The 19,584-nt window shown below is 68.6% G+C and carries 17 protein-coding genes; 12 read left to right on the top strand and 5 right to left on the bottom strand.

Annotated elements, in window-relative coordinates; all coding sequences use genetic code 11:
* On the bottom strand, positions 1–953 hold a 953-nt coding region (gene lgt, locus ACT3S6_RS10750; protein WP_444554944.1), incomplete at its 3' end, for a prolipoprotein diacylglyceryl transferase.
* A gap of 131 nt (positions 954–1,084) precedes the next feature.
* Between lgt and ACT3S6_RS10755 the strand changes: the two genes are divergently transcribed.
* The 5 genes from ACT3S6_RS10755 to ACT3S6_RS10775 all read left to right on the top strand — a co-directional run bounded on the left by ACT3S6_RS10755 (position 1,085) and on the right by ACT3S6_RS10775 (position 7,623).
* Positions 1,085–2,023: an NADP-dependent oxidoreductase gene (locus tag ACT3S6_RS10755; RefSeq protein ID WP_444554945.1), complete on the top strand. Its 939-nt coding sequence runs from the start codon at positions 1,085–1,087 to the stop codon at positions 2,021–2,023.
* A gap of 67 nt (positions 2,024–2,090) precedes the next feature.
* Positions 2,091–4,784: an ATP-dependent helicase HrpB gene (gene hrpB / locus ACT3S6_RS10760; RefSeq protein ID WP_444554946.1), complete on the top strand. Its 2,694-nt coding sequence runs from the start codon at positions 2,091–2,093 to the stop codon at positions 4,782–4,784.
* A 142-nt stretch (positions 4,785–4,926) separates the two neighbouring features.
* A complete protein-coding gene (locus ACT3S6_RS10765) occupies positions 4,927–5,697 on the top strand; it encodes a hypothetical protein (protein WP_444554947.1) in 771 nt (256 codons plus the stop codon).
* A 36-nt stretch (positions 5,698–5,733) separates the two neighbouring features.
* The gene (locus ACT3S6_RS10770) at positions 5,734–6,513 is read left to right on the top strand and encodes a class F sortase (protein WP_444554948.1); all 780 of its coding nucleotides are present in this window, start codon (positions 5,734–5,736) and stop codon (positions 6,511–6,513) included.
* 96 nt (positions 6,514–6,609) lie between these two features.
* Entirely contained in the window at positions 6,610–7,623 is a 1,014-nt protein-coding gene (locus ACT3S6_RS10775; protein ID WP_444554949.1) for a zinc-binding dehydrogenase, read from the top strand.
* On the opposite strand, the gene ACT3S6_RS10780 is transcribed toward ACT3S6_RS10775, so the two are convergent.
* On the bottom strand, positions 7,620–8,045 hold the full coding sequence (locus tag ACT3S6_RS10780; protein WP_444554950.1) for a hypothetical protein: 426 nt from the start codon (positions 8,043–8,045) through the stop codon (positions 7,620–7,622). The two genes, ACT3S6_RS10775 and ACT3S6_RS10780, sit on opposite strands and share 4 nt — an antisense overlap.
* A gap of 89 nt (positions 8,046–8,134) precedes the next feature.
* Positions 8,135–9,982 carry a thiamine pyrophosphate-requiring protein gene (locus ACT3S6_RS10785; protein WP_444554951.1) on the bottom strand — a complete coding sequence of 616 codons (1,848 nt, stop codon included), beginning with the start codon at positions 9,980–9,982 and terminating at the stop codon, positions 8,135–8,137.
* A 101-nt stretch (positions 9,983–10,083) separates the two neighbouring features.
* Here ACT3S6_RS10785 and ACT3S6_RS10790 point away from each other — a divergent pair, with 101 nt between their 5' ends.
* On the top strand, positions 10,084–10,833 hold the full coding sequence (locus ACT3S6_RS10790) for a sulfite exporter TauE/SafE family protein (RefSeq protein WP_444554952.1): 750 nt from the start codon (positions 10,084–10,086) through the stop codon (positions 10,831–10,833).
* Positions 10,834–10,894: 61 nt separating this feature from the next.
* On the opposite strand, the gene ACT3S6_RS10795 is transcribed toward ACT3S6_RS10790, so the two are convergent.
* Positions 10,895–11,596 (bottom strand): methyltransferase, encoded by a 702-nt coding sequence (locus ACT3S6_RS10795; RefSeq protein ID WP_444554953.1) that lies wholly within the window; start codon positions 11,594–11,596, stop codon positions 10,895–10,897.
* On the bottom strand, positions 11,593–12,540 hold the full coding sequence (locus tag ACT3S6_RS10800) for an NAD(P)/FAD-dependent oxidoreductase (protein WP_444554954.1): 948 nt from the start codon (positions 12,538–12,540) through the stop codon (positions 11,593–11,595). Before ACT3S6_RS10800 ends, ACT3S6_RS10795 begins: the two co-directional genes overlap by 4 nt.
* A 69-nt stretch (positions 12,541–12,609) precedes the next feature.
* On the opposite strand from ACT3S6_RS10800, the gene ACT3S6_RS10805 reads away from it, so the two are divergent.
* The 6 genes from ACT3S6_RS10805 to ACT3S6_RS10830 all read left to right on the top strand — a co-directional run bounded on the left by ACT3S6_RS10805 (position 12,610) and on the right by ACT3S6_RS10830 (position 19,562).
* On the top strand, positions 12,610–13,185 hold the full coding sequence (locus tag ACT3S6_RS10805; RefSeq protein WP_444554955.1) for a helix-turn-helix domain-containing protein: 576 nt from the start codon (positions 12,610–12,612) through the stop codon (positions 13,183–13,185).
* 107 nt (positions 13,186–13,292) lie between these two features.
* Positions 13,293–13,919, top strand: coding sequence for a phosphoribosylanthranilate isomerase (locus ACT3S6_RS10810; RefSeq protein ID WP_444554956.1), 627 nt, complete (start codon positions 13,293–13,295; stop codon positions 13,917–13,919).
* A 109-nt stretch (positions 13,920–14,028) separates the two neighbouring features.
* Entirely contained in the window at positions 14,029–15,222 is a 1,194-nt protein-coding gene (locus ACT3S6_RS10815; protein WP_444554957.1) for an acyl-CoA dehydrogenase family protein, read from the top strand.
* Positions 15,223–15,277: 55 nt separating this feature from the next.
* Positions 15,278–17,407, top strand: coding sequence for a 3-hydroxyacyl-CoA dehydrogenase NAD-binding domain-containing protein (locus ACT3S6_RS10820; RefSeq protein WP_444554958.1), 2,130 nt, complete (start codon positions 15,278–15,280; stop codon positions 17,405–17,407).
* Complete coding sequence (locus ACT3S6_RS10825; protein ID WP_444554959.1) at positions 17,404–18,024, top strand: TetR/AcrR family transcriptional regulator; 621 nt, start codon at positions 17,404–17,406, stop codon at positions 18,022–18,024. Before ACT3S6_RS10820 ends, ACT3S6_RS10825 begins: the two co-directional genes overlap by 4 nt.
* Positions 18,021–19,562, top strand: coding sequence for a long-chain-fatty-acid--CoA ligase (locus tag ACT3S6_RS10830; RefSeq protein ID WP_444554960.1), 1,542 nt, complete (start codon positions 18,021–18,023; stop codon positions 19,560–19,562). Before ACT3S6_RS10825 ends, ACT3S6_RS10830 begins: the two co-directional genes overlap by 4 nt.
* The last annotated feature ends 22 nt before the right edge of the window (positions 19,563–19,584 follow it).

Consider the following 19,584-nt stretch of genomic DNA (forward strand, 5'->3'; position numbering starts at 1 on the left):
GACTCCGGAGCTGATGTCGGAGCCGGCTCGGCAGGATCCGCGGAGGAATCCTCGGGGGCTGCCTCCGCCGTCGTGCTCTCGTCCGTGGTGTCTTCGGCCACCGGCTCGAAGCCCTCGCGGTAGACTGAGGTCTCCGCCTCCGGATGGCGGACCCCCTGGACGACGACGATCGCCAGACCCACCGCGATGGCGGCGAAGGAGGCCCAGATATTGGCCGGGATGCCCAGGAACACGTCCGAGGTCGGGTCGATCCGGATGGCCTCGAGCCAGCTGCGGCCCAGGCCGTACCAGATGAGGTAAAGGCCCAGTGCGCGGCCCCAGCGGGCACGCATCCGCCGCTCGAGCCACAGGATCACGGCGACGCCGATGAGGTTCCAGATGATCTCGTACAGGAACAATGGGTGGAACAGGGTGCCGATGGCTGCGTCGGCCGGGAAGTTCGGGTTCGAGGACTCGATCTCCAGACCCCAGGGCAGTGTGGTCGGCAGGCCGAAGAGTTCGTGGTTGAACCAGTTGCCCAACCGGCCGATCGCCTGGGCCACGAGCATGGCCGGGGCCACCGCGTCGGCGAAGGACAGGAAACGGACCCCGGCCCGCCGGCAGCCGATGAACACGCCGAGCGCACCACCGAGCAGCGAACCGTAGAGGGCGTTGCCGCCGTCCCAGATCTTGATGATGTCCCAGGGGTCGGCACCGGGGTAGAAGTAGTCGCTGATATGCGTGAACACATGGTAGAAACGGGCGCCGACCAGCCCCAGCGGCACACACCACAGCACGACGTCGAGGACGACCTCGGCATTGCCTCCCCGTCGTTTCAGGCGGCGCTGGGTGATCACGATGGCGGCGGCGATGCCGGCCAGGATGCACAGGGCATAGGTGTGGATCGTCAACGGCCCCAGGTTCAGCTGGGACAGGGCGGGATCGGGGCTGGGCAAGCTCGCGGGAAGGTACATCAGGACCCTACATGTCAGGGGGCGTGGTCACGTCCGATCATGTCATTCTTTGGGTCGGGTCGTTGAATATCCGGGCCCCAGGTCACCGCGCGCCTCGGAATAGTCGGCCCTTCGGGGCCGTTGTCGCCCCTATGAAGGTCATTGGAGTCACAGAATTCGGAGGGCCGGAAGCCCTCGCCATCCACGAGGTCCCCGAGCCCCATGCCGGCCCGGGCCAGGTACGAATCAAGGTCCGTGCCACCGCCGTCAGCCCCACGGACACCTCGATCCGCACCGGCGCCAACGCGGCGGTCACCGAGGCGAAGGAGCCCCCGTACGTGCCGGGCATGGATGCCGCGGGCGTCATCGACGAAGTCGGCGACGGGGCAGGCTTCGCCCTCGGCGACGAGGTCATGGCCATGGCCGTCCCCGATGGCGAACACGGAGGCGCCTACGTCTCCTACCTGGTGGCCGACGCCGATTCGGTGGCCGGGATCCCCGCCGGAACCACCCTCGAGGCAGCCTCCACGTTGCCGATGAACGGGTTGACGGCGATGCAGGCACTGCGGCGGCTGGACCTGCAGCCCGGGCAGGTCCTGGCGGTCACCGGGGCCGCAGGAACCATGGGTGGCTATGCGATCCAGCTGGCCAAGCACGCCGGGCTGACTGTCGTCGCGGACGTCGCTGAGAAGGACCGGCAGATCGTCGAGGCAACGGGAGCGGATCATCTGGTCCCGCGCGGTGACGATGTCGCCCAACATATCCGAGGGCTCTACCCCGAGGGCGTCGACGGGCTGCTGGACGCGGCGGTCCAGCACGAGGTGGCGCTGCCGGCCGTCAAGGACGGGGGCGGTTTCGCCACCGTGCGCGGCTTCAACGGTCCCACCGAACGTGGCATCACCATCCACCAGGTCTTCGTCCCCGCCGACTACCACTCGGACGGGAAGCTCGACGAGCTACGCCGGCTCGTCGACGCCGGCCAGCTGAGCCTGCGGGTCGCCGACGTCCTGCCGGCCGACCGTGCCGCCGAAGCGCACCGCCTGCTCGAAGCCGGCGGGATCCGTGGACGGCTGGTGCTGGTCTTCGACTGATCGGTGTCCGGCACGGCCCGGCCCGGTTCGGTCCCGGGCCCGCGGCACCACCGGGCACAATGGGTGGGTGACTTCCCCGCCCCCCGGCGCCGACCGGCCCTTCGACCTGGAAACCCTCGGAGCAGGGCTGGTCTTCGCCGCCTCGCTGCCCGCCCTCGAGGACGCCCTGGCCGCAAACGCCCCGGCCGGCACCGCCGTCGTCCAGGCGCCGCCGGGGACCGGCAAGACCACCCTGGTGCCACCCCTGGTGGCGAATCTGGCCGGCCGGGTGATCGTCACCCAGCCCCGCCGGGTCGCCGCCCGCGCCGCGGCACGACGCCTGGCCCAGCTCGACGGCAGCCGGGTCGGGGACCGGGTCGGATACACGGTCCGCGGCGAACACCACGCCGGGCCCGCCACCCGGGTCGAATTCGTGACCCCGGGGATCCTGTTGCGTCGGCTCCTGGCCGATCCCGGGCTGGAGGGTATCGGCGCCGTCATCATCGACGAGGTCCACGAGCGGGCCCTGGACACCGATCTGCTGCTGGGCCTGCTCGCCGAGGTCCACGAACTGCGCGGCGATCTGACCTTCCTGGCCATGTCGGCGACCCTGGACGCCCCCCGTTTTGCCGCCCTGTTGTCCACGGCCGACGGCGAAGGCCCGGCCCCGGTGATCGACTGCCCCTCGGCACTGCACCGGTTGGAGACCCGCTGGGAACCGGCCGCGGTGGCCCGGCTGGATGACCGCGGGGTCACGCGGGCCTTCCTGGATCATGTGGCCACCACCGCCACGACCGCCCACCACAGCGCGCTGGTCGCCGACCCCGCCGTCGACGCCCTGGTCTTCGTCCCCGGGGCCTGGGAAGTCGCCCAGGTGGCCGGGGCACTACGCCGCCGGGTCGGCGCGGGCGTCGAAGTGCTGGAACTGCACGGGCAGATCGACAGTGCCAGCCAGGACCGGGCCGTGAAGGGCCGGGACGCGGGGGACCCGCCACGCGTGGTCGTCTCCACGTCGCTGGCCGAATCCTCGCTGACCGTCCCCGGCGTGAGGCTGGTGATCGACTCCGGGCTCGCCCGTGAACCCCGCCGCGATGCCACCCGCGGCATGACCGGCCTGGTCACGGTCTCGGCCTCCCGGGCCTCGGCCGATCAGCGAGCCGGTCGCGCCGCACGGCAGGGACCGGGAACCGTGGTGCGCTGTTACGACCAGAAGACCTTCGGCGCCGCCCCGGGGCATCCGACCCCGGAAATCGCCGTCGCCGAACTGACCGGCGCGGCCCTGACCCTGGCCTGCTGGGGCGCCCCCGGTGGCAGGGGACTGAAACTGCCGCAGGAACCGCCACGGACCACCCTGGCCGACGCGCTGGCCGTGCTGACCGAACTCGGGGCCATCGACGTGAACGGGCTGGCCACCGGGCTGGGCCGGACCCTCTCGGGCATCCCCGCCGAACCGCGCCTCGCCCGGGCGCTGATCGACGGGACCGCCTGGCAGCAGGCGGCAGCTCCCGGTCACCAAGCCGGGACGAACCGCAAGGCAGCGGCCCGTTCCGTCGCCGAGATCGTGGCCATGGTCGCCGGTGAGGCCCGCGCCCCGGGAGCCGATCTGACCCGGCTGCTGGCGGCCCTGCGCTCCGGGTCCGACCCCGCGAGCCGGAGTTGGAAACGCGAGACCACCCGGCTGGAGGCCATCCTGGCCCGCACCCGGGCGCCCGCGGCCCCCGCCGCTGCCACCGCCGTGGCCTCGGGGCCCGGTGCCCCCGCGGAGGCAGGACTCATCGTCGCCCTAGCCTACCCCGACCGGATCGCCCGCAGGGTCGAATCAGGGGCGGGCCAGAGCTACCTGTTGGCCTCGGGCACCCGCGCCGGACTGCCTGCCGGGTCCTCGCTGGCAGGGCAGCCGTGGTTGGCCGTCGCCGAGGTCTCCCGCGCGGCGGGCCGGGCCGCCGCCGGAACCGGGGCCGTCATCCGCTCCGCGGCACCGTTGGATGCCGAGACGGCCGAAGCCGCCGCCGGACATCTGCTGACCGACCGGGTCCACGCCCGGTTCGAATCGGGTCGGGTCCTGGCCCGGAGGGAACGCCGGCTGGGGTCCATCGTCCTGGGCACGACGCCGGTCCGCGCCTCCGTGGAAGAGGCGGCCGCGGCCGTCGCCACCGCCCTGGAAACCGGTGGACTGGACATCATCGGTTTCTCCGCCCGAGCCGATGGGCTGCGCCGCCGGATGGCCTTGCTGCACCGAGAACTCGGCGCCCCGTGGCCCGATGTCAGCGAGAGCGCCCTGCTGGGCCGGTTGGATGACTGGTTGGGCCCCGAACTCCAGGCGTTGGCCGCCGGGGCCGGCGTGAAGTCGGTCGATCTGGCCGAACCGTTGCGCCGGCTCCTCCCCTGGCCGCAGGCCTCGCGCTTCGCCGACCTGGCTCCGGAACGGTTGCTGGTCCCCAGTGGATCCAAGGTGCGGATCGACTACCCGGCGATCGGTGACGAGCAGGCCCGCCCCGTCGTCGCGGTGAAATTGCAGGAATGCTTCGGGTGGGCCGCCACCCCCCGGCTGGTCGACGAGCGGGTGCCGGTGTTGTTCCATCTATTGTCCCCGCGCGGCAGCGCCCTGGCGGTGACCGACGACCTGGCCTCGTTCTGGTCGGGCCCCTACGCGCAGGTCAGGGCGGAGATGCGCGGGAAGTACCCCAAGCATCCGTGGCCCGAGGACCCGTGGTCTTCCACGGCCACCGCCAAGACGAAACGGCGGTTGACCGAAGGTGGTTCAGGCGCGGCAAAAAAATAATTCAAGATCTTTCCAATCCGGACACGCGCAGGGTTCCGAATGTGTTGTGCGACACCACCAGAAGGTGTTGTGAATCATGAACGCATCACGAACACCGGTTTCCGCCGCTTCAGACGGGGGCCACCGATGGAAGGAAAAGATCATGAAGAAGAACCTCCAACTACTGGCCGTGCCGGCAATGGCGCTGGGTATGGTCGCGTTCTCCGCGGCAGGGGCCCAGGCAGCGGATTCCTACTCGGCCCAGCTGACCGAACAAAACGGCAGCGGGGCCTCCGGATCCGCTTCGATCACCCTGGACGGGAACATGGCCACGGTCTCGGAGAAGGTCAGTGGCCTGGCCAAGTCCTTCGACGGCGACCCGTACCCGCACGTCCAGCACGTCCACGTGACCGTGAACGACACGGGCAAGTGCCCGACCATCGCCAACGACAAGAACGGCGACGGCGTGGTCAGCACCCCCGAGGGCGGCTCCGCCTACGGCGAGGTGGCCACCACGTTGTCCACCAAGGGAGACACCAGTGCCAAGGCGGCCACCGACCTGGAAGTCGCCGGCATGGGTGACAGCTTCACCTATGAGCGCACCTTCGAAATGAACCAGAAGACGATCGACGGGATCAAGAACGGCCAGGCCTCCGTCGTCGTGCACGGACTCGACCCGGCCACCCTGGGCGCAGACGCCCAGGAGGCCAAGTCACCACTGGTTCCCGAACTGCCGTTGGCAGCCACCGCGCCCGCACTGTGCGGGACGTTGACGGCCGGGCAGATGGACATGCCTCAGGGCAACCCTGAAACCGGTGGTGGCAGCACCGCCGGCATGGACGCCTCCACGATGGCCCTGGGTGGCGGCCTGGTTCTGGCAGCTGCCGGCGCCGGTGTCTTCATGGTCCGCCGTCGTCAGGCAGACCAGAACTAGGAAAGGCACCCCCGGAGAAGAAAAGGACTGGAACCGATGAAGCACGCACGGAAAAACCCACGCAACGGCCGCGGTCGTCGCATCACCGCGATAGCGGTGACCGCAACGGTCGGCCTCGTCGGAGCAGTCCTGATCGGAGTCGGCGCGCGGGGGGAAGCACCACCGCCCTCGCCGCCGGCCTCCGAGGCCATCGCGGACACGCCCAGCGCGCCCCCCACCACCTCGCCACCGCCGACGGCCATGCCGTCGGCCACCCCGACCAAGACCACCACCGAGTCATCGTCGAAGGCCCCGAAACCGAAACCCAAGCCCAAGCAGACCCAGGCTCCGGCTCCGAAGCCGCTGAAGCGTTCGCAGCCGGTCCGCCTGCAGATCCCGGCCATCGACGTCGATACCGATCTGCTCAACGTCGGCCTCAAGGCCGATGGAACCATCGGGGTCCCCCCGTTGGACCCGGACGCACCGGCCGGTTGGTATAAGCGCGGCCCCTCACCGGGTGAACAAGGCCCCGCCGTGCTGCTGGGGCATGTCACTGCCACCAAGGACGAAGGCCCGGCGGTGTTCTTCAAGCTCGGGGACCTGCGCAAGAAGGACGAGATCTCGGTGACCCGCGCCGACGGCAAGGTCGCCGTCTTCAAGGTCACCCAGATCATCCAGACCAAGAAGGACGCCTTCTCCAGCGCGGGGACCTACGCCAATACCGACGATGCCGAGCTGCGGGTGATCACCTGCGGGGGACCGTTCGACAAGGCCACCCTGCGGCATGAGGACAACATCGTCGTCCACGCCAAACTCGTCTCCACGCATCCGGTCTAGAGCCGGGAATCCGCCCCGGCGGAGGTGGAAGACCGCATGACTCCCGTCCCGTGCCAAACCTTGGGGGGTGGCACGGGGCGGGTCTACGGTGGGGGCATGAAAAGTCAGGAAATCCAGCTCACGGCCCTGCCCGACTCCACCGTCACCGCAGCGGACTTCGGGGTCTTCGACGCCGAGACGCCCGACCCCGGACCGGGGCAGGTCCTTGTGGCCATCCGCCGCCTGGGCCTGAATGCCGGGCTGGCCTCACGGATCGGCAGCGAAGGCACGGCCTACGGCCCGGGCATCGGGGTGGGGGACACCCCCGCCAGCGACGCAGTCGTCGAGGTCATCGAATCGGCCAGCGAGGCGTTCGCCGTCGGGGATCTGGCCGTGGGAAAGGTCCACTGGCGCAGCATCGAGGTCTGCGAGGCCGGGGAACTGCGCCGGATCGGCGCCGAAGCCGAGGACCTGGCCTTGGAGGACCACCTCACGATCCTGGGGCATGTGGGCTTCACCGCCTATACCGGGATGATCCATGTCGCCCGGGTCCAGCCGGGGGAGGACGTCTATGTCACGGGCGCCGGCGGCGGGGTGGGAAGCTGCGCCGTACAGTTCGCCAAGGCCCGCGGGGCCCGGGTGATCGGCTGCGCCGGCTCGGCGGAGAAGGTCGAACTGATCACCGGCACGCTGGGGGCCGACGCCGCCGTGAACCGGCATGATGGCGAAGCCCTGGACCTGCTGCGGCAGGCCGCGCCCGAGGGGATCGACCTCTACTATGACAATGTCGGCGGCGACCAACTCGAAGCCGCCCTGGAGATGCTCCGCCACGGCGGCCGCGTGGTGATCTGCGGGGCGGTGGCGAAGGGCACCGGGTCGGGGGCACCCCGGAACTACACCCGGCTGATCTACGGGGAACTGACCATGCGCGGCTTCACCGTCACCGAACACGAGGACCTGCGCCCCCAGTTCGAGGCCGAGGTCGGCCAATGGGTGCGCGAGGGCACGGTCCGCGGGATCCACACCGGATTCACCGGGATTGAGAGTCTGCCGCGGGCCTTCGAATCGCTGCTGGCCGGAACGAGCGAGGGCCGGGTCATCGTCTCGATGGATGAAGCCGGACTCAGTTAGAAGGCCCGTTCGCGGTCCACCGAGCGGGGGCGTCGGGCGTTTTCCTTGCGCAGGGCCAGCGCTGCGGCCGGCTGCAGAAGCAGGGCGAGCAGCGCGAATAAGGCACCCAGCAGGGCCACGTTCAGGGTGACGGGGTGATCGAACGCCGAATAGAACCTGATGAGCAGGAGGACCACTAGGGGCACCAGGGCGAAGAGGGCGCCGCCGGGGTGGGCGAGGATCCAGCGTGGGCTCACGGCGCCGGCGACGGAAATCCCGGCCGAGAAGGCCACGAACAGACCCAGCAGGCCCGACCACATGTTTTGGTTGCTGTGGAAGAACTCACGACCTGCTTCGCTGCCCACGACCGTGAAAGCACCCACGATGGCCACGACCGCCGTCACCAGCAAGAGCAGCCGAATGATGATCAGAACGACGCGCATGATTCCTCCCCTGGGAACGGAGCTGACGTTCCTTCCAATGTAGGCCGGTGCCCTGCCCCCAGCAAGGCTTATTCGTCCCCGGTTGCGCGTTACCGCCCGTTCCCGGATTCCGGCTTCTGCTCGTGCCCCAGATGCAGGGTGTCCTTGACCCGCTCCACTCCTTCGGTGAACACCGCCTTGGCCGTATCGGCCATGACATCGAGGCCCTCGGGGTCGCCCTTGAGCAGGGCCATCCCGGTGTTCTTCGCGAACTCGAAGGCGACCTTCGGAGGCAGCGGTGGGACGCTCTTGCTGGTGTAGGCATCGATGAGGGTCACCCCCCGGTGGGCGAAGGCGGCATCCCAGGCGGCGGCGACCTCGTCATCGCTCCTGACCTGGATCCCCTGGAAGCCCAGGAGTTCGGCGTAGCCGGCATAGTCCATGGTCTCCACGTCCTGGGAAGCCGGCCACAGCGGGTTGCCGTCCTCGGTGCGCATCTCCCAGGAGACCTGGTTGAGGTCGTTGTTATGCAGGACCAGGATGATCAGTTGCGGGTTCTGCCACCGCGAGAGGTATTTCTTGATCGTGATGAGCTCGTTCATGCCCAGCATCTGGAAGGCGCCATCGCCGATCGTGCAGATGACGCTGCGCTCGGGGTGGGCGAATTTCGCGGCCGTGGCATAGGGCATCGCCGCCACCATGGTGGCCAGCCGTCCGGAGAGGTCCCCCATCATCCCTTCGCGCAGCCGGATGTGGTGGCCGTACCAGTCGGCGGTCGAGCCCGCATCGGCGGTGACGATGGCGCGCGGGGGAAGACGCTGGTTGAGCTCGTGGTAGACCCGGCGCGGGTTCACCCCGTCGTCGTAGGAGACCATGGCTTCGGCCTCCATCTCCGCTTCCCATTCCTTCATGCCCGCCGCGACACGCTCCTGCCAGGAGAAGTCCGTGGTGGCCTGCAGATGGGGGATCAGGGCGGTGAGGGTCTCCTTCACGTCCCCCCAGAGGTTCAGCTCGGTGGGGTAGCGCAGCCCCATCTGTTCGGGTTTGAGATCGACCTGGACGGCCCGGGCCTGCCCTGATTCCGGCAGGAACTGGGCATAGGGGTAGTTGGTGCCCAGCAACACCAGGGTGTCGCAGTCGGCCATCTGCTCCACGCTGGGCCGCGATCCCAGCAGTCCGAGCTGTTGGGAATGGTGGGGCACCTCGGAGGGGATGACTTGTTTGGCCCGCAACGCGGTGATGATCCCGGCGCCCCGGAGTTCGGCGGCCTTCAGGACCTCGGCGGTGGCCCCGTTGGCGCCGTGCCCGACGAGGAAGCTCACCTTGGAGCCGGCGTTGATGATCTCGGCGGCCTTGAGGATCTCACTGTGGGCAGGGACGACGGCGGTGGAGGGGGCGACGGCGCTGGAGCGCGAGACCCAGCTCTGCGGGCGCAGTGCGGGCATCTTCTGGTCCTGGACATCGTGCGGGAGGATGACGACGGTGGGGCCCAGCCGGACGCGGGCGGTGCGGAAGGCGGTGTCCACGACGGCCTGGGCCTGTTCGGGGGAGACGATCGTCTGCACGTAGACCGCAACATCCGCCAACGCCCGTTCCAGATTGCTGACCTGCTGGCCGAAGGTGCCCAGCGCGTTCAGCCCCTGTTGTCCCACGAAGGCCACGACGGGCTGGTTGTCCATCTGGGCGTCGTAGAGCCCGTTGAGCAGATGGAACACCCCGGGGGAGGAGGTTGCCACGCAGACCCCCACCTCGCCGGTGAACTTGGCGTGGGCGGTGGCCATGAGCGAGCAGATCTCCTCGTGGGTCGGACGGATGTAGTCCACCCCGTCGTCCTCACGCTCCGCCTGGCCCAGGGCGCCGTCGAAGGCGCCGATCCCGTCCCCGGGGAAACCGAAAACGCGGCTGACACCCCATTCCCTGATGCGCTCGATCACGAAGTCGCTGACCGTTCCTGCCATGGGAGGTACCTCCTGGAGATTGTTGCCGTGGCCCGGTGGGGATTTTTTCAGCTTCCTCGGAACCGACGCAAACTTCAAGGGCCCCCCAGTAGGCTGTAGCGGTGGATCTTCAACTCCTGGCCGTGGCGGCCTCCCTGGTGTTCATCGGTGCCGTCGCCCAACGGGTCGCCGGGCTGGGATTCGCCATGCTGGCCTCACCGTTCCTGGTGTTGCTGCTCGGCCCCCATGAGGGGGTGCTGCTGGTGAACATCTGCGGCGTCGTCTCCTCCACGCTGATCACCCCGCGGGTCTGGAAGGACATCAACTGGTCCGCGTTCCGCTGGCTGGCCGCCTTCAGCGTCGTCGGCTCCGTCATCGGGGCGCTCATCGCCACCCGGCTGGAGTCTGCGGTCCTCTCCCTGTCGGTGGGCATCATCGTGCTGATCGCCCTGCTCCTTTCGCTGGGCCTCTCCCGCTCCAGCGTCGCCGTCGGAGGCCCCGGCATCCGTTCCGCCGCCGGGGCGCTGTCGGGGCTGACCAGCTCCATGGCAGGGGTCGGTGGCCCGGCGGTCAGTGCATACGCGGTCCTCACCCGTTGGGATCAACGCTCCTTCGCCGCCACCATGCAACCGTTCTTCGCGGTCACCGGAACCGTCTCCGTGGTGTCGAAGGTCCTCCTCGCCCCGGAGCAGCAACTCATCCTGCCCTGGTGGTACTGGGCGCTGATCGTCCTGGCGATCGTGGTGGGGATCTTCGGCGGTGAACGACTCCAGCGCCACGTCCATGACCGTCATGCCCGGGCATTCATCCTGATCATCGCGTTCGTCGGGGCCTTCGCCGCCATCGCCAAGGGCTGGTTCGGCCTGCTCTGAGCCGGCCGCCCGGCCAGGGCCGCCGGCCGCGGGGGCCGGCAATGCCCTGGGCCCGGTCCTGCTAGTTTCGCCGGGCGACGATGACGGTGTCTTCCAGGTCGACGACGGCGCCCTCGGGGCCGGTGGCCTGCCGCGGCCTGGCCTCCGCGGTGACGACTGTCCACCGGTCCTCGTCGAGTCCGAGGAGTTCGAGTTCCTCGGCGGGGGTGGGGAAGTCGTGGGGGCCGTGGGAGGTGGGGGCCTCGCCGGGATCGTGCCGGTGCCGGGACCAGGGTGGCATGGCGGCATGGGAGACGATCAGCAGGGTGCCGCCGGAGGCCACGGCTTCGGCGGCCCGGCGCAGGACCTCCCCGCGGGGCAGGTCCACCGGGGAAGCCAGGAAGCAGGCGGAGACCAGATCGTAGGTCCCCGGAGGGAAGTCCTCGCCCAGATCGACCTGAAGCCAGTTGACGTCTTCGGCGCCCAGGCCGCGGGAGCGGGCCTCCTGGGCGGCCCGTCCGAGGGCCGTGGTGGAAATATCCGCCCCGGTGACCGTCCAGCCGGCCTCGGCCAACCAGAGCGAATCCCCGCCTTCCCCGCAGCCCAGATCCAGGGCGCTGCCCGGTTTCAGCGGGGAAACAACGTCCACCAGGGCCCGGTTGGCAGCCCCGCTCCAGATCCTTTCGCGCTCGCCGTACCGGGCTTCCCAGAAGGCGCGCGGCTCGATGGGCGCCTCGTCGTGGTGGTGTTGGTGCTCCATGTCGGTGCTGCTCCGTTCGTTCATGCCGCGTGAACCTGCTGTGCTGCGTGGTTGAAATCCTCGGTCACCAGATCCATGTTGACCATGCTGCCAGCCATCGTGCCCGCCGACATGCTCATCGGCACATTGGCCATCGGGGCGACGAGGTTTCCGGCAGCCCAGATCCTCGGGTGACTGGTTTTGCCGGTGGGATCGGCGGCGATGAAGCTGCCAAAAGGTGTCTGCTCCCGCGTCAAACCCAGTCCGTCAAGGTAGGCGTCCTGGGGGTGGAGTTCACCGGCGGTGAAAAGGGCGTCGAGGTTCCGTTGCCCGCCGTCTACCATCCGCACCCCGGTGAGGGCCCCGGCGTCGCTCCTGAGGATGCCGGTGACCTGCCGGTTGTCGATCACCACGTCCCGGGAGGCCAGGGTGGTGGCCAGTGCGTCGTCGATGGGCCCGGCGCCGGCGCTGAAGAGGACGACGTCGTCGCTCCACTGGCGGATCAGCTGCGCCTGGTGCAGGGCCATGGGCGAGGTGGCCAGGATGGCGAGGCGTTGACCGCGGACCTCCCAGCCGTGGCAATACGGGCAGTGCAGCACATCGGTTCCCCAGCCCGCGGCGAGGCCGGGCAGCGGCGGGAGTTCATCGCTGATTCCGGTGGCGGCCACGAGGCGGCGGGCAGCATGGTGCCGGCCCTGGGTATCGGTCACGGTGATACCGGCGTCGGTTGCCACGACGGTTGCGGCTGCCGCCGTGCCGAACTGGACGCCATAGCCGGCGACCTCGGAACGGCCGCGGGCCAAGAAGTCCTCGGGGGCGGTGCCGTCGTGGCCCAGGACACCCTGGATCCCTGCGGCGAAGCGGTTGCGCGGGGTGCCGGTGTCCAGGACAAGCGTGCTGCGGAGCGAGCGGCCGAGCATCAGTGCTGCACTGAGACCCGCGGCGCCAGCGCCGATGATGATGACGTCGTAGTTGCTGTTGGTTTTCATGCTTCAACTGTGGAACCCCCACTGCTATGATGGCAAATATCTTTGCAGAAACAGCAAGAAGGGAAAGATGTGAAGGATACGGTTCTCGAGCAGATCGGCCCCCGACTCCGGGCTGCCCGGGTGAAGCAGGATCGGACGCTGGAGGATCTGGCCTCCAAGACCGGCATATCGGTGTCCACGCTCTCGCGGCTTGAATCGGGCAAGCGCCAAGCCAGCCTGGAACTGCTGTTGCCGCTGACCCGAGCGCTGCGCATCGGCATCGACGAGCTCATCCCCGCCGAGGTGCCCGACCCGCGCGTCCGCCCCACCCGCAGCATGCACCACGGCATCCAGACCCTCAGGCTGTCTCCGCCGAACTCGCCCACGCAGACGTTCAGGATGACCTATCCGGGACGCCAAGTCATGCCGGAGCCCCGCGTGCATGATGGATACGACTGGCTGTATGTGCTCTCCGGGAAATTGCGCCTGCTGCTGGGAGATCGGGACCTGGTGCTCGAACCCGGGGAGGCCGCCGAATTCGATACCCGGATCCCGCACGCCATGGGATCGGCGGATGGCCGATCCGTGGAGGTGCTGAGCATTTTCGGGGGAGACGGCGAACGCATCCACACCAGGGTTTCCGACGGCGACCGACCCGGCGACTGATCCGCCGGCCCTGCCCTCGGACGGCTGGCCGAGGCATGGCCCCGTGCAGGATACTAGGGGAGCACCCCGGCGAGCTGCCGGGCGGAGGCGAGGAGCGGAGCCCGGACATGACCGAACGCTATGTGAAGATCTGCGGTTTGAGCACGCCCGAAACCGTGGCTGCCGCCGTCCAGGCCGGGGCCGATGCCCTGGGATTCATCTTCGCCCCCGGCAGTGTGCGGACCGTGGAGCCGGGGGTGGTCCGCCAACTGATCAACGACGTCCCCGCAACGGTCGAAACCGTAGGGGTTTTCCGCAACCAGCCCCTCGATGTCGTCCTGTCCACCGCGGTAGCGGCAGGGGTGTCCACCGTCCAATTGCATGGTGAAGAACCCCTGGCCGATATCCGCGCCGCCCAGGAGGCTGGTTATCGCACCCTGCGGGCCTTCTCGGCCCCGGCGTATGCCGCCCTGTCCTCGGCCGATCGCGCCGAGTGGGCCGCCGAGCGGATCCTGCTGGACGCCGTCGACCCCGGGGCCGGTGAGACCTTCGACCCCTCGGTGCTGGCCGGCCGGGCCCCTGAGGGATTCTGGCTGCTGGCCGGAGGGCTCACCGTGGACAATGTCGCGGCCCTGCTGAACAGCTCGGGGGCCACGGGCGCCGACGTCTCCAGCGGGGTGGAATCCCGGCGCGGGGTCAAGGACACCGGGTTGATCCGCGCCTTCATCGCCGCAGCACGGTCGGCGGCCGGCTGAGACGGTCGCCGGTCCACCGAAAACCCTTGCCCGAGAAACAATTTGCAGTTAGTGTGCAAATTGTTCGGGTTGCTCGACCCGCCAGTTCCCCCCACCACAGGATGGCAGCGTGAAAAACGGTATGACGGTCACCAGCGACTACTTCCTGCTCGACGAGGAACTCGACGATGCGGAGATCGCCCTGCGCGACAGGATCCGAGCCTACGTCGATACGGATGTCCTGCCCATCATCAACGAGTACTGGGAACGGGCCGAGTTCCCGCACCAGCTTCGCCCCGGCTTGGCGGGCCTGGGCATCATCGGCGGCACCATCGAAGGGTACGGGTGCCCGGGGTTGAGCCGCCGGGCGGCAGGAATCGTCGCCCGCGAAATCTCCCGCGGCGACGGCTCCATCAACACCTATATCGGCGTGCACTCATCGCTGGGCATGGGGACCATCGCCATGCTCGGCAGCGAGGAACAACGCCAACGCTGGCTGCCGGAGATGGCCACGCTTCAGCGCACGGGGGCGTTCGCGCTCACCGAACCAGAGCACGGTTCCGACTCCGTTGCCCTGGAAACCAGCGCCCGCCGCGAGGGCGGAGAATGGGTCCTCAACGGGCATAAACGCTGGATCGGCAACGGGGATGCCGCCGATATCGTCGTCGTCTTCGCCCGTGACGCAGCCGACGGCCAGGTCAAGGGATTCGTGATGGAGAAGAACGACGACGGTACCTACCCCGCAGGATATGAACCCACCGTGATCACCGGGAAAATGGGCAAACGGGCGATCCGGCAATCCGATATCGTGATCTCGGAACTGCGCGTTCCCGCAGCCAACCAACTGGAGAACTGCCACTCCTTCCGCGATGTCTCCCGGGTACTCACCGCAACCCGTGGCGGCGCCGCCTGGGAAGCGGTAGGCCACGCCATGGCCGCCTACGAAATCGCCGCCACCTACGCCGGTCAGCGCGAACAATTCGGCCAACCGATCGCCAGCTTCCAATTGGTGCAGAACAAGCTGGCCAATATGCTCTCCGAGCTCACCGCCATGCAATTGATGTGCACCCGGATGGCCGAGCTGGCAGAGACCGACCGACTCACCGGTCCGATGGCCTCCATGGTCAAGATGTCCACCGCGCAGAAGGCCAAATGGATCTGCAACGAGGCCCGGGACATGCTCGCCGGGAACGGTGTACTCATCGAACGCCATATCGCCCGGCATCTGACCGATATGGACATTGTCAGCACCTATGAAGGGACCGACTCGATCCAGTCGTTGTTGGTCGGCCGGGACATCACCGGCATCTCAGCCTTCAAATAACCCTGCCGCCGAATCAATAGCCTGCCAGTACCTGCACCCCCACCGGAAGGGCTCCATGACCGACCGCAGCTCCCGCCCCGCGCCCCGGGTCGCCCTCTCCCGGCACGACGACGTCGTCCTGCTGACCCTGTTGGCTCCGCCGGTCAACGCCCTGGGGCAGGCGGCCCGCACGGCGATCGCCCAGGCCCTCGATGACGTGGCGGATCTGTCAGGTGTGCGCGCCGTGGTGCTCACGGGCACGGAGAAGGCCTTCTCCGCCGGCGCCGACATCACCGAATTCGGTGGCTCCACCGACAGGATCTCGCTGCCCGAACTCGTGGACCGGATCGAGTCGTTGGCCCTGCCGGTGACCGCAGCCATCTCCGGGGTGGCCCTGGGCGGGGGGCTGGAATTGGCGATGGCCGCCCACAGGCGGGTCGCCCACCCCGAGGCCCTGCTCGGGCTGCCGGAAATCACCTTGGGGCTCATCCCGGGGGCCGGCGGCACCGGGCGGCTGCCGCGACTCGTCGGGCCCGAACGGGCACTGGCCATGATCCTGACCGGAACGCGCGTCGGTGCAGCCACTGCCGAAGGTGACGGGCTCATCGACGCGGTTCTTGATGGTGGGGATTTCTCCTGTGCCGCCGTCGCCTGGGCGGCTTCCCGGCTCGACGAGGAGCCCGGAACCGAGTCGACGCCCCCCACCAGAACCCGTGACCTGAACCGGCGGATCGCCGAAGCTTCAGCCGTTCCGGGAACCATCGAACGCCTCGCGGCCCCGGCACTGCGCAAGGCCAAGGACCCCTTCGCGGCCCGGGCGGCAGTGGACTCCCTCGCCGCAGGCATCGAGCAGGGATTCGACGCCGGGGCGGAGCTCGAACGCGAGAAGTTCCTGGAGCGGCTGGCCAGCGACGAATCGGCGGCCGGTCGCCACCTCTTCGCCGCCGAACGGGCCAGCCGCACGCCCCGGGCCCTCGCCACCGCCCCGGGAGAAACAGCCGCCCGCGACGTGCGGCGTGCCGGAGTCATCGGTGCCGGGACCATGGGCGGGGGCATCGCGTTGGCCCTGGCCACCGCGGGGGTTCCGGTCACCGTGGTGGAAACCTCTGCCGAAGCCCTGGACCGCGGCCTGACCCAGGTCCGGGCGACTCTGGACGTTTCGGTCTCCCACGGCAGCCGCAGCCCCCAGAGGGCCAACGAACAATTTGCTCGCATCAGCGGAAGCCTCGACTACGCCGACCTGGCCTCGGCAGACCTCATCATCGAAGCGGCCTTTGAGGACCTGGACGTCAAAAAAGAGATCTTCGCCCGACTGGATGCCCACGCCAGCGAGGACGCAGTACTGGCCACGAACACCTCCTACCTCGATGTGGACGCACTCGCCGCCACCACGGCCCATCCCGGCCGCGTGCTGGGAATGCACTTCTTCAGCCCCGCGAATGTGATGGAACTGGTGGAAGTCGTCCGGGGGGAGGCCACCGAGACCCGGGTTCTCGCCACAGCGGTTTCCTTGGCCCGGCGGCTGGGCAAATGCCCCGTCGTGGTGGGGGTCTGCCATGGGTTCGTGGGCAACCGGATGCTCGAAGTCCGCGCCCGCCAGGCCGAGGCCTTATTGCTGGAAGGGGCGCTTCCGGGGCAGGTCGATGACGCGTTGACCGGTTTCGGTTTCCGCATGGGCCCGTTTGCCATGGCCGATCTGGCCGGGCTGGATATCGGTTGGCGCAACCGCCAGGCCCGGGGCACCACAGCTGCCGTCAGTGACGCGCTCTGCGAGGCCGGCAGGTTCGGGCAAAAGACCGGAGCAGGTTTCTTCGCCTACCAGGGCCGTGAGCGTCAGGAGGACCCCGCAGTCACCGACATCATCGAAGCTGCCAGCGCCGAACAGGGGATCGAACGCCGGGAAATCGACTCCGCGGAGATCCTCGAACGGCTGCTCTACCCGATGATCAACGAAGGTGCCCGGATTCTCGCCGAGGACATCGCCGAACGCCCCGGGGACATCGACCTCATCTGGGTCAAAGGCTATAACTGGCCCGCCCACCGGGGAGGGCCCATGTTCTACGCCCAGCAGATCGGGTGCGCCCGGATCGCCGATCGGCTCCGCCAGCACGCCCGGGCCACCGGGGATCCGACGCTGGAACCGGCCCCCTGGCTGACCGAGGCGACCCCGGACGGCCAGGGCGCCCCGGGAAATGGTCGAGCATGAACGACGTGGACGGCCGCAGCGCCCGGGCCGAACGCACCCGCTCCCAGATCGTCGACGCCCATTTGGGGCTGATCACCGACGGGAAACTCAAACCCACCGCCCGCCAGGTGACTGAACGCGCGGGGGTGTCCCCCCGGACGCTCTGGGGCCACTTCACCGATATGGAGGCGGTGATGGCCGCCTCCGCCCGCCGACAACTCGATGACCGGGCCTCGGCCTTCACCCCGCCGCCCGAGGGCACCGGCCTGCCCGCACGCATCCAGGCCTACGCGCGCCACCGGGCCGCAGCCTTGGAGGAACTGGCACCACTGGCGCGGGCAGCCGATGTGCAACGCCCCTTCTCACCCGTGCTGCAACAGAATCTGCGTCAGAACCTGGAGAGAATTCGCGCAGAAATCGAAGCCCATTTCGCCGAAGAGCTTGATCGGCATGAGGCGGGGGAGCGGGAACGACTCGTCGCGGCCCTGGTCGTCGTCTCCGACTGGGCCAGCTGGCAACTGCTGCGCCAGTACCTGGAACGTTCCGTTGCCGACGCCAGAGCAGTGCTGGAAACCTCGGTGGCCGCCCTGCTGGCAGCCCCATCCGTATCGGATCCCAGGAAGAAAAACCCGGCATGACAGCATTATCCCTCGCCGCCGTTCTGGAAGGGTCGGCGCGCAAGTATCCGCAGAAGACGGCAGTGATCAGCGAAGGAACGTCCTACACCTACGCACAGCTATGGGGCCAAGCGCTTCAACAGGCGGCCTCGTTGGCCGGTGCCGGGATCCGCGCCGGTGACGCGGTGGCCATCATGAGCCCCAACGTCGTGGACTTCCCACGTTCCTATTATGCCGTGCTCGCCGCCGGCGGGGTGGTCGTACCGGTCCACCTGCTGCTCACCGTCCCGGAGGTCGTGCACGTGCTGGCCGACAGTGGCGCCACGATGCTGATCTGCCACCCCTCCTTCCTGCCGGTCGGAGGTCCCGCGGCCGCGGAAGTGGGGATCCCGGTGGTGACCAGCACCTGGCCACAGCAGGACGCGGAAGACCCGGGCCTGGACGCTGGACTGGAACCGGCGAAGCTGGCCCACTATGTGGCGCGTGAAGCCGAGGACCCCGCCGTCGTCTTCTACACCTCGGGGACCACCGGCACCCCCAAGGGGGCCATCCTGACGCAGGTGAACATGGTGATGAACGCGACCGTATCGGCGGTGGATGCCAACGACGTCCACTACGACGACGTGGCGCTGGGCTGCCTGCCGCTCTTCCACGTCTTCGGGCAGACCGCGAGCATGAACGCCGTCTTCCGGCTCGGCGCCACCCTGGTGCTGCTGCCCCGGTTCAGCGGCGCCGGGGCGCTGGGGTTGATCCGCGAGCACCAGGTCGACGTCTTCCATGGGGTGCCGACCATGTTCCACCAGCTGCTCGCCTCCGCCGAGGACGAATCCGAACTGCCGAGACTCAGGCTCTGCGTCTCCGGGGGAGCTGCCATGGCGCAGACGTTGATGGAGCGGTTCAACGCCGCCTTCGACGTGACCATCTTTGAGGGCTACGGCCTCTCGGAAACCTCCCCGGTGGTCTCCACGAACACCCCTAACGCCGGTGTGAAACCGGGCACCGTGGGCCCGGCGATCTGGGGTGTCGACGTCATGATCAGCGACCGCACCACCCCCGAGACCCTTGCCGAACTGCCCCATGGCGAACTGGGCGAGATCCTGGTGCGCGGGCATAACGTCTTCGCCGGCTACCTCGGCAACGCGGAAGCCACCGAAGCGGCGATGGTCGAGGGGTGGTTGCGCACGGGGGACCTGGGCACCATGGACGACGACAGCGTCATCACGGTGCTCGACCGCACCAAGGACGTCATCATCCGCGGCGGATTCAACGTCTACCCGCGAGAGGTCGAAGAGGTCCTCTCCCGCTGCCCCGGCATCGAGCAGGTAGCGGTCATCGGGGTTCCCGACGAGGAACGCGGCGAGGAGATCTGTGCCGTGGTCATCAGGGATACCGGGTACGACGGCGCAGAGCCCACCGCGGAGGACATCATCGCCTGGAGCAGGACCCGGCTGGCCAAGCATAAATACCCCCGGCGCATCCGCTTCGTCGGCCAGTTCCCGCTGGGGCCCAGCCATAAGATCCTCAAACGCGAACTGCGCCGCGATGTGGCGGGGGAGTAGCTCACGGTTCCGGGCATGGGGT

The organism is Arthrobacter sp. AOP36-C1-22 (assembly GCF_052377515.1).
Taxonomy (GTDB): Bacteria; Actinomycetota; Actinomycetes; order Actinomycetales; family Micrococcaceae; genus Arthrobacter_H.

Bases quoted from the DNA above. Each gene is read 5' to 3' on its own strand.
- ACT3S6_RS10755 (WP_444554945.1), top strand. From the start codon at position 1,085: ATGAAGGTCATTGGAGTCACAGAATTCGGAGGGCCGGAAGCCCTCGCC.
- ACT3S6_RS10765 (WP_444554947.1), top strand. From the start codon at position 4,927: ATGAAGAAGAACCTCCAACTACTGGCCGTGCCGGCAATGGCGCTGGGT.
- ACT3S6_RS10770 (WP_444554948.1), top strand. From the start codon at position 5,734: ATGAAGCACGCACGGAAAAACCCACGCAACGGCCGCGGTCGTCGCATC.
- ACT3S6_RS10775 (WP_444554949.1), top strand. From the start codon at position 6,610: ATGAAAAGTCAGGAAATCCAGCTCACGGCCCTGCCCGACTCCACCGTC.
- ACT3S6_RS10780 (WP_444554950.1), bottom strand. From the start codon at position 8,045: ATGCGCGTCGTTCTGATCATCATTCGGCTGCTCTTGCTGGTGACGGCG.
- ACT3S6_RS10785 (WP_444554951.1), bottom strand. From the start codon at position 9,982: ATGGCAGGAACGGTCAGCGACTTCGTGATCGAGCGCATCAGGGAATGG.
- ACT3S6_RS10795 (WP_444554953.1), bottom strand. From the start codon at position 11,596: ATGAACGAACGGAGCAGCACCGACATGGAGCACCAACACCACCACGAC.
- ACT3S6_RS10800 (WP_444554954.1), bottom strand. From the start codon at position 12,540: ATGAAAACCAACAGCAACTACGACGTCATCATCATCGGCGCTGGCGCC.
- ACT3S6_RS10810 (WP_444554956.1), top strand. From the start codon at position 13,293: ATGACCGAACGCTATGTGAAGATCTGCGGTTTGAGCACGCCCGAAACC.
- ACT3S6_RS10820 (WP_444554958.1), top strand. From the start codon at position 15,278: ATGACCGACCGCAGCTCCCGCCCCGCGCCCCGGGTCGCCCTCTCCCGG.
- ACT3S6_RS10825 (WP_444554959.1), top strand. From the start codon at position 17,404: ATGAACGACGTGGACGGCCGCAGCGCCCGGGCCGAACGCACCCGCTCC.
- ACT3S6_RS10830 (WP_444554960.1), top strand. From the start codon at position 18,021: ATGACAGCATTATCCCTCGCCGCCGTTCTGGAAGGGTCGGCGCGCAAG.